The organism is Mesorhizobium sp. 2RAF45, from assembly GCF_052115225.1.
In the GTDB taxonomy this organism is placed as follows: domain Bacteria; phylum Pseudomonadota; class Alphaproteobacteria; order Rhizobiales; family Rhizobiaceae; genus Mesorhizobium; species Mesorhizobium jarvisii.
Genome location: NZ_JBFRGG010000003.1, coordinates 492,282 through 508,916 on the forward strand (window position 1 = coordinate 492,282; position 16,635 = coordinate 508,916).

The window sequence follows — 16,635 nt, forward strand, 5'->3', positions numbered from 1 at the left end:
TCAAAGATTTCAGTCTATGCGTCCGAACCAGGCGGCGTAGCCGCCAAGCTCGATCGAACCGGTGCTCGCCTGCCCCGAAAACCCATGTCCCGGCAAAGGTTGCAGGGATCGGCCGCCAAGGTCAACCTTGGCCGGCTTGGCGCCGAGGTTAAAGACGCAGACAACCTGCTCATTGCCGGCGCGGCGCGTGAAGGCGACGGTGTCGCCCTCGCTTTCGATGAAGGTGATGTCGCCCTTGGCCAGCGCCGGATGGGCGCGGCGGAAGGTCAGGAAGCGCCGGTAGTGCTCGAGCAGCGAAGCCTGGTCGCCTTGCTGGACATTGACCGCCTGCGCCAGATGCTTGGCCGGCACCGGCAGCCAGGGCTTGGCCAGGGAGAAGCCGCCATTCTTGGCGCCGCCATCCCACACCATAGGCGTACGGCAGCCGTCGCGGCCCTTGAATTCCGGCCAGAAGCGGATGCCATAGGGGTCCTGCAGATCCTCGAAGCGCAGTTCGGCCTCGCCCAGCCCGAGTTCTTCGCCCTGGTAGATGCAGACCGAGCCGCGCAGCGACATCAGCAAGGCCGAGATGACCTTGAGATAGGCGACAGGGTCGGCTTCGCCGGCGGCCCAGCGCGAGGCCGGGCGCATCACGTCATGGTTGGAAAACGCCCAGCACGACCAGCCGTCGCTGGCGACCTTGCCGAAAGCCTCCAGCACCGAACGCACCTTGGCGGCGCTGATCTTTTCCGGCGCCAGGAAGTCGAAGGAATAGCACATGTGCACGCGCTTGCCGCCGGCCGTATAGGCGGCCACGACTTCAAGCCCGCGCTGCGAATCGCCGACCTCGCCGACGGCCGCCGTCGCCGGATATTCGTCGAGCAGGGCGCGGAAGCGTTCCAGGAAGCCGAGGTTTTCCGGACGGCTCTTGTCGTAGAGATGGTCCTGGTAATTGTAGGGATTGACCGCCGGCGCGGTCTGGTCGTTGCGTTCTTCCGGCGGCAGCGGCGGATTGTTTTCCAGGCCCTGGCTGTGGAAGTAGAAATTGATCGTGTCGAGGCGGAAGCCGTCGACGCCGCGTTCCAGCCAGAAGCGGGTGACGTCGAGCAGCGCATCCTGGACTTCGCGGTTGTGGAAGTTGAGGTCGGGCTGCTCGGCCAGGAAATTGTGCAGGTAATATTGCTGGCGGCTGGTGTCCCACTGCCAGGCCGACCCGCCGAAGATCGACAGCCAGTTGTTGGGCGGCGTGCCGTCGGGCCTGGCGTCCGCCCAGACATACCAGTCGGCCTTGGGATTGCTGCGGCTCGACCGGCTTTCCTTGAACCAGGGGTGGATGTCGGCCGTGTGCGACAGCACTTCGTCGATCATCACCTTGAGACCCAGCCGGTGCGCCTCCGCCGTCAGTGCGTCGAAATCGGCCAGCGTGCCGAACATCGGGTCGACGTCGCAATAGTCCGAGACGTCGTAGCCGAAATCCTTCATCGGCGATTTGAAGAAGGGCGAGATCCAGATGGCGTCCGCGCCGAGCGCGGCGATGTAGGGCAGCCGTCCGATGATGCCCTTGAGGTCGCCGATGCCGTCGCCGTTCGAATCCTGGTAGCTGCGCGGATAGATCTGGTAGATCACCGCGCCTCGCCACCAGTCGCGATCGACGGCGAGGTCAGGGTTCGAACTGGCTTTCAAAGCGGATTGCATGGTTTCAGCCTCCTTTCACCGAGCCGGCGAGCAGCCCGCGGACGAAATAGCGCTGCAGCGAGAAGAAGACGATCAGCGGCACGATGATGGTGATGAAGGCCGATGTCGTCAGGATCTCCCAGTTGCCGCCGCGAGAGCCGAGCAGCGCGTTGAGCTTGGCCGTCAACACGATCTGGTCGGGTGCCGTACCAAGGAAAACCATCGCCACCAGGAGATCGTTCCATACCCACAGGAATTGGAAGATGGCGAAGGAGGCCAGCACCGGGAAGGACAGCGGCAGCACGATCTTGACGAAGATCTCGAAATCGCTGGCGCCGTCGATGCGGGCCGATTCCATGATCTCGCGCGGCAGGCCGGCGATATAGCTCCTCAGCAGGTAGATGGCGAAAGGCAGGCCGAAGCCGGTATGCGCCAGCCATATGCCGAGATAGGTCTTCGACGGCACGCCGAAGAAAGTACCGACGCCGTTATAGAGCTTGAGCAGCGGGATCAGCGACATCTGCAGCGGCACCACCAGCAGGCCGATGATGACCGCGATCAGCAGCGCCCGACCGGGAAACCGCATCCAGGCCAGCGCATAGGCGGCAAAGGCGGCGATCAGGATCGGGATGACGGTCGCCGGTATGGTGACGGTCAGCGAATTCATGAACGAGCGGCCGATGCCTTCCGAGAACAGCACGGTCTGATAGTTGTCGGTGGTGAATTTCGGCGGCGCCGACGAGGCATAGTAGAGGCGCTGGCCGCGGTCGCCTTCGAACGCCTTGGGCGAGGTCATGACGAAGCTACCGTCGGCGTTGACCTGCAGGGTTACGCCGTCACCCAGGTCGGCCGATGAGCCGGCCGGATATTGCGTCGGTGCCGCGGCCTTGACACCGAAGGCACTGATGTTGCGCTTGGCGCCATCGCCGAAGATGTTGCCCTCGAGGACGAACTTGCCGTCCTTTTGGGTCTGCGCCGTGGCGGGCGGCAGCCGCCCGGCCTCGGTCTGGCTGGAACTGGCGAACGAATTCCACCAGCCCGAGGCGACGATCTGGTCCTTGTCGCGCAGCGACGAGACCAGGATGCCGAGTGTGGGAATGGTCCAGATGGCAACGAAGACCAGCACCGCTATGTGGACGCCGAAACGGCTGACGAAGGATTTTCCAGTCGCGACGGCCATCTCAGTGTCCTCCCGTCTCTTTGTTCGCCTGGCGGATGTTCCAGACCATGATCGGGATGACCGCGATCATGATGATGATGGCAATCGTCGCGCCACGGCCGAAATCGCCGCCGCCGCGGAACATCCAGTCGAACATCAGATTGGCCAGCACCTGGCTGTTCCACTGGCCGTTGGTCATGGTCAGCACGATGTCGAACACTTTGAGCACGAGGATGGTGATGGTGGTCCACACGACGGCGATGGTGCCCCAGATCTGCGGCACCATGATCTTCCAGAAGATCTGGAACGGATTGGCGCCGTCGATGACGGCGGCTTCCAGCGTTTCTTCCGGAATGCCGCGCAGCGCCGAGGACAGGATGACCATGGCGAAGCCGGTCTGGATCCAGATCAGGATGATCATCAGGAAGAAATTGTTCCAGAACGGCAGCGATATCCACACCTGCGGCTGGCCGCCGAAATGCTGGATGATGGCGTTGAGCAGGCCGATCTGCACCTGGCCCTCGCCGCGATACTCGTAAATGAACTTCCAGATCACGCTGGCGCCGACAAAGGAGATGGCCAGCGGCAGGAAGATCAGGCTCTTGGCGATCGTGCCCCACCAGATCTTGTCGGTGAGCACGGCAATGATCAGGCCCAGGAAGGTGCAGGCCGCCGGCACCACCGCCAGCCACAGCAGGTTGTTCAGGATCGAGTGTCGGAGGTCGGGATCGCGAAGCGCCCACTCATAGTTGGCCAGCCCAACGAAACTGGTGCCGCCGCGGTCGAGGAAGGAAAGCCACAGTGTCGCGATCACCGGGTAGATCAGGTAGATGGTGAGAATGATCAGCGCCGGGCCGACAAACAGCCATGGCCGCACAAGGCCCTGCCGGCGTAGATTGTTGACGGCAGCCGTGCCGGTGACCCCACGCGAGGGGAAGGTCAGGTCCAGCAGTTTGTTGGCGCCCCAGAAGTAGGCGACACAGCCGCCGACGCCGATGATGATGACGAAAATGGCCGAGAAGATCTGAGCCGCCATGGGTCCCTCTCCCTGCGCATGACCAGCCAGGCAAGCTGGCGGTCGGATGCACCGACTTTGTGAGTCATTCGGAACAATCGAAACGCGAAGGCTTCCGGCGTATGCCGCCGGTCGGACCCGGGCCGTGGCCCGGATCCTGCAGGAGGATCAGTAAGGTTTTAGCTTGCCTGTAGCGACCTACTTGATTGCGTCCCAGCTCTTCTGGATGTCGGCGGCCACGTCCTGGGCAGATTTGCCGCCGACCAGATCGATCATGCCCGTCCAGAACGAGCCCGCGCCGACCTTGCCGGGCATCAGGTCGGAGCCGTCGAAGCGGACAGTCGTCGCTCCGACCAGGATCTCGCCCTGCTTCTTCAGCGCATCGCTGCCATAGGCATCCTTGTTGGCGCCCTTGAAGGGGGTGACGAAGCTCTTCTGCGCCATCCACAATTCATGTGCGAGCGGCATTTCGAGGAACTTGATGAACTCGCGCGATGCCTTGGAATCCTTGGTGATCATCACCAGCGTTCCGGCGACCTCCAGGGGTGTGCCAAGTTCCGGCTTGGAGGCGTAGGGCGGGTAGGGGAAGAAGTCCGCGTCCTGGCCGAGCTTCACGCCCTCCGGGAAGAAGGAGGGGATGAACGATGCCTGATGGTGCATGTAGCACTTCGGCGGCACGGTAAAGAGGCCCTTCGGGCTGTCGCGGAAGTCGGTCGCGGCCACCGCCTTGGCGCCGCCATCGACCATCTTGTCGTCGGTGGCGATCTTGCCGAAGATGTCGATGGCGTTGACCACCGCCGGATCGGTGAACGGGATCTCGTTCTTGACCCACTTGTCATAGACTTCCGGCGGCTGCGTCCTGAGCATGATGTCCTCGACCCAGTCGGTCGCCGGCCATCCGGTCGCGCCGCCGGAACCAAGCCCGATGCACCAAGGCTTGCCGCCATCGGCGATGATCTTCTTTTCGAGCTCGGCCAGTTCCTCCTGGGTCTTCGGCACCTTGTAGCCGGCTTCCTGGAAATTGTCGGGCGAGTACCAGACCAGCCCCTTCACGTCGATCTTGTAGGGAAAGGCATAGAAAGCCGACTTGCCGTCCTTGCCGGTATAGGTGCCGAGTTTGGCCCAGGAGTCGCCGGCGGCGTAGTTCTCCTTGATCCAGGCGGCGACGTCGTCGCCCAGCGGGGTCAGCACACCTTTGGAAGCAAGATCCTGGATAAGGCCCGGCTGCGGCAGGACGGCGATGTTCGGCGGGCTGCCGGCCTGGGTGTCGATGACGATCTGCTGCTCGTAGTTTTCGGACGAGGAGTATTTCACCTCCGCCCCGGTCGCCTCGGAGAAATAGTCAAGCACCGAACGGACAAGCGTCTCATCCTCGCCGCGCCACGGCCCGAAGATGGTCAGGGTCTCGCCCTTGAGGTCGACTTTCTTGAGGTCTTCAAAGTTTGCCCAGTTGAAGCGCTTGTCCTCGCCCGGCTTGAACTTCAGTTCGGCATGCGCAGGCGCATTCAGGGCGAACGTGGCAAACGCAACACCCAGCAAAAGCATTTTCTTCATCGGTATTCCTCCCAGTGGGTCACACACACCGGACGGAACCTCCATTCCGCCCGCCGACGCCGCAGGACTGTGACTCAGTCGCAAGGGAACCGCAACCTTTCGAAGAGTCTTCCAAAGCGCTTTGGCTTTTCCGATCACGCCATTGAATCATCCGAAAGTCAAGAGGCTCGGTAGCTAATCGATTTAATCTAGCGAATTTTGTCGCCGAAAAGTGCAGCGCAGCATGCTTTTTTGGCAGCGCAACAGCAATTTTCGTTTCAAACTGGCCCCAACCCCGACTATGGTCATCTCGATATCGTCGCGCCCTTGTGGCGATTGGGTCGATTCAATTTAAAAGCGCTTTGAGGGAATGGAGACCGTTGTGAACCTCAAGCAGCTCGCGCATATGCTGGCGCTTTCGCAGACCACGGTAAGCCGGGCATTGAACGGCTACCCGGAGGTCAACGAGGAAACGCGCAGGCGCGTCATGGACGCCGCCAAGCGCCATGGCTATCGCCCTAATCCCAGCGCGCGGCGGCTGGCGACTGGCAAATCCGGCATGATCGGTTATGTCCTGCCGACCGGCGCGGCCGTCGACATCGATCCGCATTTTGTCGAGTTCCTGTCGGGCCTCGGCGACTATGCCCGCTCGCACGAGCTTGACCTCGTGCTGTCGCCGGCCGATGCCGACGACCAGGAGACGACCTATCGGCGCATCGTCGCCAACCGGCAGGTCGATGCCGTCTATATCTCCTCGCCGCGGCCGCAGGACAGTCGGGTGGCGCTGGTCAGCACGCTCGGCATTCCCTTCCTCGTCCATGGCCGCAGCGAAGGCTTCGATTTCGACTATCCCTATCTCGACATCGACAATGAGGGCGCCTTCCACGAAGCGGCGCGGCTGCTGGTCCAGCTCGGCCACCGGCGGCTGGCGCTGATCAATGGCGACGACCGCGAGACCTTCGCCATCCATCGCGAGCGCGGCGTGCGCCGGGCGCTCGCGGCAGGTGGGCTGAGCCTGGGCGAACGCCATGTTTGTTCTGTGGTCATGACCGAAGAGAACGGCTATCGCGCCACCAGGCGTCTGCTCGAGGAGGGCGATGCGCCGACGGCAATCGCCTGCTCCAGCCTGATCATGGCGCTGGGCGTCGTGCGCGCGGTGCGCGACCTAGGCCTCACCATTCCCGGCGATGTCTCGCTGATCGCCCATGACGACGTCTTCCCCTGGTTGAAGCCGGAAAATTTTTCCGTGCCGCTGTCGACGACGCGCTCGTCCATCCGCCTTGCCGGCGCCCGCGTCGCAGAGCGGCTGGCGGCGCGGATTTCAGGGCTGGAAGAAGGCGCCCGCGGCGAAGTCTGGCCGGTCGATCTGGTGATCAGGGGATCGGTTGCGGGAGCGCCGGCCTAGTCTAGGACCTGACCTCGATCAGGGGTCGGGTGCGCCCTGTTTGCGCCCTGCGTATCCCTTAGTCCGGACCGGGATCACCTCACATGGATCCTATTAACGCCGCATTAGCCCGCCTGCTCCAACATGGGCGGATGAACACCGATCAGCCCAGCGCGGTTTTCGGCCGGCGCGGGCGCGAGAGTCGCGTCCCGGCGGCCCCGATTGGGCGCACCGCAAGACCGACGCGCCCTGTCGGCCATATCGTGTTTCTGCTTGGCTTAACGGGCCTTTTGCTGACGGTCGGCGCTGGGATCTTCTGGACGTTGCCAGGGATCGGGAAGGCAAATGCGGAAGCCGCGCGGACCGAACAGAAAGTGGTCGAAATCGTCAACCAACCGATTACCCATCTGCCTCGGTCCGGGTCATTCACGGTGTTTTCGCCAGGCTGGTTTCATGCGGGTGCGACCAAGCCGGACTTCAACAATGTCGACATCCGGACCACACAGGAACGCCTCTATGAGGGTCATGTCACGTCAGACCTGAACCCCACCGAAATGTTCATCGGCAGCGAACTCGAATTCAACGCGATGACCAAATATTTCTACACCGACCAAACACTGCCCAAGAAGCGGCTCTCCGACACGGAAATGGTCGAGATCAACGGTCTCTACCGCGTCATCGGCCATGACGAGCAGGCGGCATTGATGCGATGGCTTGTTATATCAGGGCTGGCGGTCGTTGGGCTTTGTCTCGCATCCGCGTTGCTTCTGCAGATCGGCCGAACCCGGCAGCTCCCGGCGGCATAGACCGGAAGCTCAGAGGAAAATTCACTCCTTCGCCGCCTCGGCCGCCTTGATGTCCAGCAGCCCGTAGCCAAAATCATTGTCGCGCCCCTTTGGGCCGAGATCCTTGGCGGTGGCTGCCAGCGCTTTCTCGATGTCGTCGGCCGAGCGGCCAGGCGAAGCATGGAGGAGATTGGCGATGGCGCCGCTGAGGATCGCCGCGGCGAAAGAGGTGCCGGTAACGACAGCCGAGCCGGCGCCGCTTGGCGCCACCATCTCGACGCCGGGCGCCGAGATGAAGACATAGGCGCCGCGATTGGCCTGCGGCATCAGAGCGTCCTTGGCGTCGGTCGCGGTCACCGCGATGACGCCGTCGAAGGCGGCCGGGTAGCCATAGGGTGCTTTCGGTCCGTTGTTGCCGGCGGCGGCGACCAGCACCATGCCGAGCGCGCGGGCATTGCGGCAGGCGGCGCCGAGCAGGTCGTTCTTCGGTCCGACGAAGCTCATATTGATGATGCTGACATTCTGTTCCGCCGCCCAGTCGAGCGCCGACAGGATGACATCCATGGTCGACTTGCCGCCTTCGAAGGCGCGGGCGTGGTAGATCCTGGCGCCCGGCGCCATGCCTTCCAGGGCGCCGACGCCGGCGATCAGCCCGTCGATCGAGGTGCCATGGTCGCGCTTTTCGACCGGCACGTCGGGCATGGCGTCGAACTGCGCGGCGATGACACCGGCCAGCGCCGGATTGCTGTCGTCGATGCCGGTATCGATGACGGCAACGCGGACGTTTTGGCCGCTCGCCTGTTTGGCATCGAGCGCGATGCGGTCAAAGGCATAGTTGACGATGCCGGCGGCCTGCTGCAGCGAATAGATGTGGTTGGGCTCGCGCCGCTGCGTGCGGCCGTCGGCGGCAAGTTGGGCCAGCACGACGCCGACGGGGCGACCGTCGGGAATGCCGAAGCGTACCAAAGTGGTGCCGAGCAGGCGTGACTGGCGCTGCGAGCGCACTTCGAGGCCGAAGGAGGCGGCGATCTGCTGCACGGCGCCGGCATTGCCGTCAACCGTCACCAGCACCTCGTCGGGCACGAACTCGCCGGCCACGGCGCGCGGCGGCTGGACGGCGACGAGATCGGTCGGCGAGACGATCGGCCCGCCGGCCGGCGGGCCGGCCTGATTGTTGCCGGGCGGCGTGACCGGTTCCGGCTGCGGCGTCGGCACCGGTGCCGGAGGCGCGACCGGATTGGGAAACAGGTCGACGATCAGGGCGGGAAGAAAGACGGCGGCCGCCTGGGCAGGACCCGCACCGCCGGCATTGTCGCTGGCGCTGCCGTCCTTGGCGCAGTCGGCGCCGGCCGCGTTGCTGCCGTTTCGGCAGTCGATTTTCGTCTGGTCGCCCTTGGCGGCATTGGTCTGTGCCGACGCAGGCACGGCGGCGATTGTCATCGCCGCCGCCAGGATCGCCGCAAATCGAAGGGCCGCCTCAGCCGCCATCAACCGGTTTCCTTCCCTCGATCACAGTGTCGGCGAATGGCTGGGCGGCAATAAGGCTGAGCTGCTTGGCATAGTCGGCTGCGTTGGCGGCGGGAATGCCGATCCGGAACACGCTGTCCGCGGTCGGTCCACCGATGACCTTCAGCCCGTTGCTGCCGAGGAATGCCGAAATGTCCGACATCTTCGCATCCGGTTTGAACTTGACCAGGGCGAACGGCATTTTCGCCAGGTCGTCTTGCGCGCCGGCAATTTCGAAATCCTTGCCCTTGCCGCCGGGCTGCACCAGGGACTGCACCGCGATCAGCACAAGCAGGACCGCGACCGCCGCCCAGGCGACGCCGACGGGCACCGCCAAGAAGCGGCCCCAGGCCTGCGCCAGCCAGGACGAACCTGCTGGCTTGCGCGCGGGTCCGGCCTCGGCGTCGAGCGCCTTGGCGAAGCGGCTGAGCGCATCGGCTGGCGGGCGGATTGCTTCATTGGCCGCCGATGTGCCGGAGAATTCTGCTTCGGCCTCGCCAAGGGCTGTCATCGCCGCGGGATCGGTCGCCAGCCACTCCTCGACGGCTTCGAGGTCGGAGCCTTCCAGCGAGCCGTTCAGGTAGAACGGCAGCAGCGTTTCCATTTCGTCGCGGCGTGACATTTTTTCAGCGGCGCTCATGGCCACCCCCTGTCGTAACCGGCGGCCTTGAGGGCCTCGCCGAGTTTCTTGCGGGCGTAGAACATCCGGGTCTTGACCGTCGCGACCGGGATGGCGAGCACCTCGCCGATCTCGGTTACCGACTGTCCGTGATAATAGGCAAGGTCGATCACCGTGCGGTGTTCTTCGGGCAAGGCGTCGATAAAGCGGCGCAAGGCGGCGGCCTTGTCCTCTTTCATGGTGACGACCTCCGGCGTGTCGGCGCTGTCCGGCACCGCGGCGGCCGCCTCGTCGTCGATCCAGTCTTCCTTCTTCTTGCGCAGCAGCGACAGCGCCTTGAACCGGGCGATGCCGAGCAGCCATGTCGAGACTTCGGAACGCCCCTCGAAGCCTGGCGCCTGGCGCCACAGCTCAAGGAACACCTCGTTCGCGATATCGTCAGCCATCATTTCCGATCCCGTCTGGCGCGCCACGAAGCGGTAGACCCGCGCGTGGTGACGCATGAACAGGAGCCGCACGGCGGCACGGTCGCCCTTCGCGACCCGGTCGACAAGCGCGCGATCGGTCTCCGTCGCTGCCGTCATGGCCGATCGAGCCGCCTGGCTCCTGTCTGCTCTGTCGCCGGTCGGTCCAAAAAGGTTCATCCTCCGCCAAGGAATTTGCGGAGGCTAACTGAAGAACGGGGCGGTTGCCAGTAGGGACGCCTTTCCTTCCCCCCTTGTGGGGGAAGGTGGATCGGCGCGCAGCGCCGAGACGGATGAGGGGTGCTCCAGCGGAGTGAGACGTTGGCTTTTCCCGGAACACCCCTCATCCGACCTCGCTTCGCGAGGCCACCTTCTCCCGCAAGGGGAGAAGGAAAGGCGACCCGCTCAACCCAAGAAAGGCTTCGCCTTCATCGTCGCCGGTACCGGCACGCCGAGCCGACTCAGCACCGTCGGCGCCAGCTGCAGCTGGTCGAGCAGCGTATCGGCTTCAGGCCCTTGGCCTTGTCCGAAATAATACAGCGCGAAATCCTGCATCTCGTCATCATGGCCGCCATGGTGGCCGCGGTCGGTCTGGCCATGGTCGGCGGTGACCATCACCTCGTAGCCGGCCGCGATCCAGCCCGGCAGGAAGGCGGCCAGCATGCCGTCCATCGCGTAGACGGCATGGTCCATCTCGTGGCAGTCATGGCCGAAGCGATGGCCCATGGAGTCCAGCGTGCAGGTGTGCAGGATGCCGTAGTCGATGCCGTGGCGTTTGGTCAGCATGGTCAGCGTCGCGAACAAATCGACGTCGCTCGGCGTCATCTGGTTGCGGGCGTTGTAGCCGGTCATGGTGTGGAAGCGGCCATGCGTGATCGGCCCACCCGGCTCGTCATACTCCATGTCCTCGACCAGGTCGAACGGGTGGGAGCGGAAGAATTCCGACCAGTAGGAGTGGGTGACCGCCCCGGTCCTGCCGCCGGCCTTGCTGACTTCGGAGAAGATGTCGGGCTGCCCGACGCGGAACCGATTCTCATTGGAAAGGATGCCATGCACCTGCGGCGACACGCCGGTGTGGATCGAGGCATAGCAGCAGGCCGAGGTCGACGGCAGCACCGAGCGCATCTTCCAGACCCGCGCTTCACCCGATTGCACCCAGCCTTCGAGATTGCCCATCAGCCGGCGCCAGTTGCGATAGGGAACGCCGTCGAGGATGATCAGCAGAAGCTTGGATTTGAGCGCCATGGGCTGCTCCATGATGTCTGGCTGTTGAAACGGGAACGCCGCGTGCCGTTTCTGGCACACGGCGTTCTTGTATGTAAATCAGACGGGGCACGTGAATCAGACAGGCAGGGTCCGGCTAAGCGTTGAGCCAGCACTCACCAAGCGCGTAGCCATCCATCATCTCGCCGATCGGGCTATTGGCAAAACCGCCGATCTTGTTGGTAGCGGCGGCATCGATGAACTGGTTGAAGAACGGCACGATCAGGCCGCCCTCGTCGCGCATCAGGACCGCCATGTCGTGGTAGATCGCCTTGCGCTTGGCGTGGTCGAGCTCGCCGCGCGCCGCAAGCAGCATCTTGTCGAATTCCGGCCGCTTGAAGCGCGTGTCGTTCCAGTCGGCGGTCGAGACGTAGCCGGTGGAATACATCTGGTCCTGCGTGGCGCGCCCGCCCCAGTAGGAGAGCGAGAAGGGCTGCTTGTTCCAGACTTCCGACCAGTAGCCGTCGCCGGGCTCGCGCTTGATCTCGATCTTGATGCCGGCCTTGGCGCAGGACTGCTGATAGAGCTGGGCGGCGTCGACGGCGCCGGGGAAGGCGACATCGGAAGTGCGCAGCAGGATCGAGCCGCTGTGGCCCGACTTCTTGTAGAGAGCGGCCGCCTTCTCCGGATCGAACTTGCGCTGTTCAATGTTGGTCGAAAACAGCGGGTAGGCTTCGTTGATCGGGAAGTCGTTGCCGACCGAGCCATAGCCGCGCAGGATCTTCGTCAGCATTTCCTCGCGGTCCATGGCGAGTTTCAGCGCCATGCGCAGGTCGTTGTTGTCGAAGGGCGCGGTGTCGCAGAACATGTTGAACGGGTAGTAGCCCTTGCCCGACACGTTCTCGATGCTGACGCCGGGGATGCGCTTGACCAGGTCGACGACCTTGGGCTCGACGCGGTTGATCATGTGCACCTGGCCGCCCTGCAGCGCCGCAAGCCGCGCGGTGGCGTCATTGATGACGACGATCTCGATCTGGTCGGCATGGCCCATCTTGTCGCCTTGCCAGTAATTGGCGAAGCGCTCGCCGCCATGGCGCACGCCGGGCTGGTTGACGGTGACCTTGTAGGGACCGGCGCTGATGCCGGCATTGGGATTGTCCTTGCCGCCATTCGGCTGGATGACGAGGTGGTAGTCGGCCATCAGATAGGGGAAATCGGCGTCGGCATCGCCGAGCGTGACGATGACTTCCTTGCCGCTTGCCTTGACGCCCTTGATGTTCTTGAGGATGCCGAGCGCACCGGATTTGGACTTCTCGTCGGCATGGCGCTCGATGGTGGCGGCGATGTCTTCGGCGGTGACGGTCTTGCCGTTGTGGAACTCGACGCCGTCGCGCACCTTGATCGTCCAGGTCTTGGCATCCTTGGATGCGCCGATCTCCTGCGCGATCATATTGGTCAGGCTGTTGTCGGGCATCAGCCGGACCAGATATTCGCCCCACTGCTTGCCGAAGCTGAAGGTGACCTGGCTGAGGTTCAGCGCGGGGTCGAGGCTGTTGGTCGACTCGCCGCCCTGCAGGCCGGCCTTAAGGATACCGCCCTTGACCGGCGTCTGTGCGAAGGCTTTCCCGGCCAGCGTCGTTGCCAGCGCCGCCGACACACCCAGTGCCGCCGTGCGGCCAAGGAAGTCGCGCCGCGATATCCGGCCCTGGCCGGCGAGATCGGCGAGATGGTCGAGTTCCGTCTTCATGTTCCTACCCCCTGTTGAAAACAACGTCACGGGCAGCGCCCGTCCGCAAGGACGTGTGGCGCTTTCGTGTTGCATCTGGATGACGACAGCCGCCCGACCAGCAGGTCGCTAGTTCCCCGCGCTGGCCATGCGCCGCCCCTTGATCGCCTTTTCCAGCCAGCCGATCTCCATCTCCGGAACCGACGACAGGAGAAGGTCGGTATAGGCATCGAAGGGCGGCGTCAGAACCTTGCTCTTCGAGCCGTAGCGAACCACTTCGCCGCGATACATCACCGCGATCGAATCGGCGATCGACTTCACCGTCGCCAGATCGTGGGTGATGAAGAGATAGGCGACCTTTTCATGCTGCTGCAGGTTGAGCAGCAGCTTGAGGATGCCGTTGGCCACCAGCGGATCGAGCGCCGAGGTCACCTCGTCGCAGATGATCAGCTTCGGCTTGGCGGCGAGCGAACGGGCGATGCAGACGCGCTGCTTCTGGCCGCCGGACAGCTCGGCCGGATAGCGGTCGACGAAGCCCTTGCCCATCTCGATCTCGTCAAGCAGCTCGGCGACGCGCTTGTCGCGTTCCCTGCCGCGCATGCCGAAATAGAATTCGAGCGGCCGGCCGATGATAGTGCCGACGGTCTGGCGCGGGTTCATCGCCACGTCGGCCATCTGGTAGATCATCTGCAACTGGCGCAGATCTTCCTTCGGCCGGTCGGCAAGCCGGTTGGCGAGCGGGCGCCCATCGAAGGTGACGGTGCCTTGTTCGGGCGGCAAAAGTCCGGTGATGGCGCGCGCCAGCGTCGACTTGCCGGAGCCGGATTCGCCGACCACGGCCAGCGTCTGGCCGGGGTAGATGTCGACCGAGACGTTCTTCAGCACCTTGACGTGGCCGCCGCCATAGGCGGCGGTGACGTTCTTCACCGACAGGAACGGCGTGGCGCCGGGATTCTGCTCCTGGTGCTCGATCTCATGCACCGAGACCAGCGCGTTGGTGTATTCCTGKCGCGGCTCCTTGATGATCTGCCTTGTACCGCCCCATTCGACCAGCCTGCCATGGCGCAGCACCATGATCTCGTCGGAGACCTGGGCGACGACGGCAAGGTCGTGGGTGATGTAGAGCGCCGCCACATGGGTGTCGCGGATGGCATCCTTGATCGCCGACAGCACGTCGATCTGCGTCGTCACGTCGAGCGCCGTTGTCGGCTCGTCGAAGACGATCAGGTCGGGTTCCGAGCACAGCGCCATTGCCGTCATGACGCGCTGAAGCTGGCCGCCCGAGACCTGGTGCGGAAAGCGTTCGCCGATGGTTTCAGGGTTCGGCAGGCTGAGCTTCTTGAACAGCGCGACGGCGCGCTTCTCGGCTTCGGCGCGTGTCGCCGTGCCATGCAGCAGCGTGGCTTCCACCACCTGGTCCATCAGCCGGTGCGCCGGGTTGAAGGCGGCCGCCGCCGACTGCGCGACATAGCAGACCTCGCGGCCGCGCAGTTTGCGGAAACCTTCCTTGCCGCCCTTCAGGATGTCGCGGCCGTTGAGGATCACCTCGCCGCCGGTGATGCGCACGCCGCCGCGGCCATAGCCCATCGACGACAGGCCGATGGTCGACTTGCCGGCGCCAGATTCGCCGATCAGGCCCAGCACCTTGCCCTTTTCCAGCGTCAGCGAGACATCGTGCACCAGCACGATGTTCTTTGGCGCCTCGCCGGGCGGGTAGACCGTGGCCTCGATGCGCAGATTCCTGATATCGAGCAGCACGCCGGGCTTCGCTTTGCTGTCGGCCATCACCCGCGTCCTCCCTTCAGGCTTGTCGTGCGGTTGAGAATCCAGTCGGCGACAAGGTTGACCGAGATGGCGAGCGCGGCGATCGCCCCCGCCGGAATGAGTGCTGCGGCGATGCCGAAGACGATGCCGTCCTTGTTTTCCTTGACCATGCCGCCCCAGTCGGCGTCCGGCGGTTGCACGCCAAGGCCGAGGAAGGACAGCGTCGACAGGAACAGGACAGCATAGATGAAGCGCAGGCCGAGTTCCGAAACCAGCGGCGACAGCGCATTGGGCAGGATTTCGCGGAAGATGATCCAGGCGCTGCCTTCGCCGCGCAGTTTTGCCGCCTCGACATAATCCATGACGTTGATGTCGACGGCGACCGCGCGCGACAGGCGGTAGACGCGGGTCGAGTCGAGAATGCCCATGACCAGGATCAGCGTCACCAGGTTTGTCGGCAGCACGGAGAGCACGACCAGGCCCATGATCAGGGTCGGGATCGACATCAGCAGGTCGACGAGGCGCGACAGGATCGTGTCGAACCAGCCGCCGAACACCGCTGCCGAGAAACCGAGTATGGCGCCGAGCGAGAAGGACAGCGCGGTGGCCAGCACGGCGATGAACAGGGTGATGCGGGCGCCGTAGATCATGCGCGACAAGAGATCGCGGCCGAGATTGTCGGTGCCGAGCCAATGCGCGGCCGACATTGGTTCCCAGACGTCGCCGACGATCTCGGCATTGTCGTGCGGCGAGATCCACGGTGCCAAAATCGCCGCCAGCACGAACAGGGCGGTCAGCACGAGGCCGATCAGGGCGGGGATGGGAATGCGTCTTATATCGAGCATGCCCGCCCCCTCACTTTGGATGTCGCAGACGCGGATTGGCGACGATCGCCGCAATGTCCGCGATGATGTTGAGGCTGATATAGACGGCGGCGAAGATCAGGCCGACCGCCTGCACCACCGGCACGTCGCGCTTGGTGACGTGGTCGACCAGATATTGCCCCATGCCGGGATAGACGAAGATCACCTCGACCACGACGACGCCGACGATCAGATAGGCGAGGTTGAGCATGACGACGTTGATGATCGGCGCGATGGCGTTCGGGAAGGCGTGCTTGCGGATGACGGCGAAGGCCGAGAGCCCCTTGAGCTCCGCCGTCTCGACATAGGCCGACTGCATGACATTGAGGATCGCCGCACGGGTCATGCGCATCATGTGGGCCAGCACCACCAGCGTCAGCGCCGTCGCCGGCAGCGCGATGGCCTGCATCCGCTCGCCAAAGGGCATGCCGTCATAGACGGTCGAGATGGCGGGAAAGATCTGCCATTTCACCGCGAAGAAATAGACCAGGAGATAGCCGATGAAGAATTCCGGGAAGGAGGTCGAGGCGAGCGCCAGCCCGGAGATCAGCTTGTCGACCCAGCCATTGCGGTAGCGCACGGCGATCAGGCCGAGGATGATTGCCAGCGGCACGGCCACGACCGCCGCCCAGAAGGCCAGGAACAGCGTGTTCCACAGCCGGCCCTTGATCGAGGTGGCGATATCCTGGCCGCTCGACATGGCAGTGCCGAGGTCGCCGGTCAGCACGCCGCCGAGCCAGTGGAAATACCTGACATAGGCCGGGTCGTTGAGGCCGAGCTGTTCGCGCAGATTGGCGAGCGACTCCGGCGTTGCCGATTGTCCGAGAATGGCTTGCGCGACGTCGCCGGGCAGGATTTGCGTGCCGGCGAAGATCAGGACCGAAATGGCCAGCAAAAGGAGGATGCCCAGCGCGACGCGCTGGGCAATTAGCTTCAGGATGGGTGAGGACATCTCCGCAAA

At 63.9% G+C, this 16,635-nt stretch carries 14 protein-coding genes; 2 read left to right on the top strand and 12 right to left on the bottom strand.

Annotated features, from left to right (window positions below):
• Positions 1–9 precede the first annotated feature (9 nt).
• From bglA to AB4Z43_RS11845, 4 genes are all read right to left on the bottom strand, one after another.
• Positions 10–1,674 carry a beta-galactosidase BglA gene (gene bglA / locus AB4Z43_RS11830; protein WP_441937537.1) on the bottom strand — a complete coding sequence of 555 codons (1,665 nt, stop codon included), beginning with the start codon at positions 1,672–1,674 and terminating at the stop codon, positions 10–12.
• 4 nt (positions 1,675–1,678) lie between these two features.
• Positions 1,679–2,833, bottom strand: a complete 1,155-nt coding sequence (locus tag AB4Z43_RS11835; RefSeq protein WP_019862700.1) for a carbohydrate ABC transporter permease — start codon at positions 2,831–2,833, stop codon at positions 1,679–1,681.
• A 1-nt stretch (position 2,834) separates the two neighbouring features.
• Positions 2,835–3,848: a carbohydrate ABC transporter permease gene (locus AB4Z43_RS11840; RefSeq protein ID WP_019862701.1), complete on the bottom strand. Its 1,014-nt coding sequence runs from the start codon at positions 3,846–3,848 to the stop codon at positions 2,835–2,837.
• A 177-nt stretch (positions 3,849–4,025) separates the two neighbouring features.
• Positions 4,026–5,381 carry an ABC transporter substrate-binding protein gene (locus tag AB4Z43_RS11845; RefSeq protein WP_019862703.1) on the bottom strand — a complete coding sequence of 452 codons (1,356 nt, stop codon included), beginning with the start codon at positions 5,379–5,381 and terminating at the stop codon, positions 4,026–4,028.
• 361 nt (positions 5,382–5,742) lie between these two features.
• Between AB4Z43_RS11845 and AB4Z43_RS11850 the strand changes: the two genes are divergently transcribed.
• Positions 5,743–6,765, top strand: a complete 1,023-nt coding sequence (locus AB4Z43_RS11850; RefSeq protein WP_441937541.1) for a substrate-binding domain-containing protein — start codon at positions 5,743–5,745, stop codon at positions 6,763–6,765.
• 302 nt (positions 6,766–7,067) lie between these two features.
• The gene (locus AB4Z43_RS11855; RefSeq protein ID WP_155249152.1) at positions 7,068–7,550 is read left to right on the top strand and encodes a hypothetical protein; all 483 of its coding nucleotides are present in this window, start codon (positions 7,068–7,070) and stop codon (positions 7,548–7,550) included.
• A gap of 21 nt (positions 7,551–7,571) precedes the next feature.
• Here the strand turns inward: AB4Z43_RS11855 and AB4Z43_RS11860 are convergent, their stop codons facing one another.
• The 8 genes from AB4Z43_RS11860 to AB4Z43_RS11895 all read right to left on the bottom strand — a co-directional run bounded on the left by AB4Z43_RS11860 (position 7,572) and on the right by AB4Z43_RS11895 (position 16,626).
• Positions 7,572–9,017: a S8 family serine peptidase gene (locus tag AB4Z43_RS11860; protein WP_441937544.1), complete on the bottom strand. Its 1,446-nt coding sequence runs from the start codon at positions 9,015–9,017 to the stop codon at positions 7,572–7,574.
• The gene (locus AB4Z43_RS11865; RefSeq protein WP_441937546.1) at positions 9,007–9,675 is read right to left on the bottom strand and encodes an anti-sigma factor; all 669 of its coding nucleotides are present in this window, start codon (positions 9,673–9,675) and stop codon (positions 9,007–9,009) included. The genes AB4Z43_RS11860 and AB4Z43_RS11865 overlap by 11 nt, the downstream gene beginning before the upstream one ends.
• Entirely contained in the window at positions 9,672–10,238 is a 567-nt protein-coding gene (locus AB4Z43_RS11870; RefSeq protein ID WP_038651547.1) for a sigma-70 family RNA polymerase sigma factor, read from the bottom strand. The genes AB4Z43_RS11865 and AB4Z43_RS11870 overlap by 4 nt, the downstream gene beginning before the upstream one ends.
• 285 nt (positions 10,239–10,523) lie before the next feature.
• Positions 10,524–11,363: an alkaline phosphatase family protein gene (locus AB4Z43_RS11875; RefSeq protein WP_038653702.1), complete on the bottom strand. Its 840-nt coding sequence runs from the start codon at positions 11,361–11,363 to the stop codon at positions 10,524–10,526.
• Positions 11,364–11,478: 115 nt separating this feature from the next.
• Positions 11,479–13,068, bottom strand: coding sequence for an ABC transporter substrate-binding protein (locus AB4Z43_RS11880; RefSeq protein WP_441937549.1), 1,590 nt, complete (start codon positions 13,066–13,068; stop codon positions 11,479–11,481).
• A 108-nt stretch (positions 13,069–13,176) separates the two neighbouring features.
• Entirely contained in the window at positions 13,177–14,832 is a 1,656-nt protein-coding gene (locus AB4Z43_RS11885) for an ABC transporter ATP-binding protein (protein WP_020629117.1), read from the bottom strand.
• Positions 14,832–15,656, bottom strand: coding sequence for an ABC transporter permease (locus AB4Z43_RS11890; RefSeq protein WP_019862711.1), 825 nt, complete (start codon positions 15,654–15,656; stop codon positions 14,832–14,834). Before AB4Z43_RS11890 ends, AB4Z43_RS11885 begins: the two co-directional genes overlap by 1 nt.
• Before the next feature lie 10 nt (positions 15,657–15,666).
• On the bottom strand, positions 15,667–16,626 hold the full coding sequence (locus tag AB4Z43_RS11895; RefSeq protein ID WP_019862712.1) for an ABC transporter permease: 960 nt from the start codon (positions 16,624–16,626) through the stop codon (positions 15,667–15,669).
• Positions 16,627–16,635: the final 9 nt, after the last annotated feature.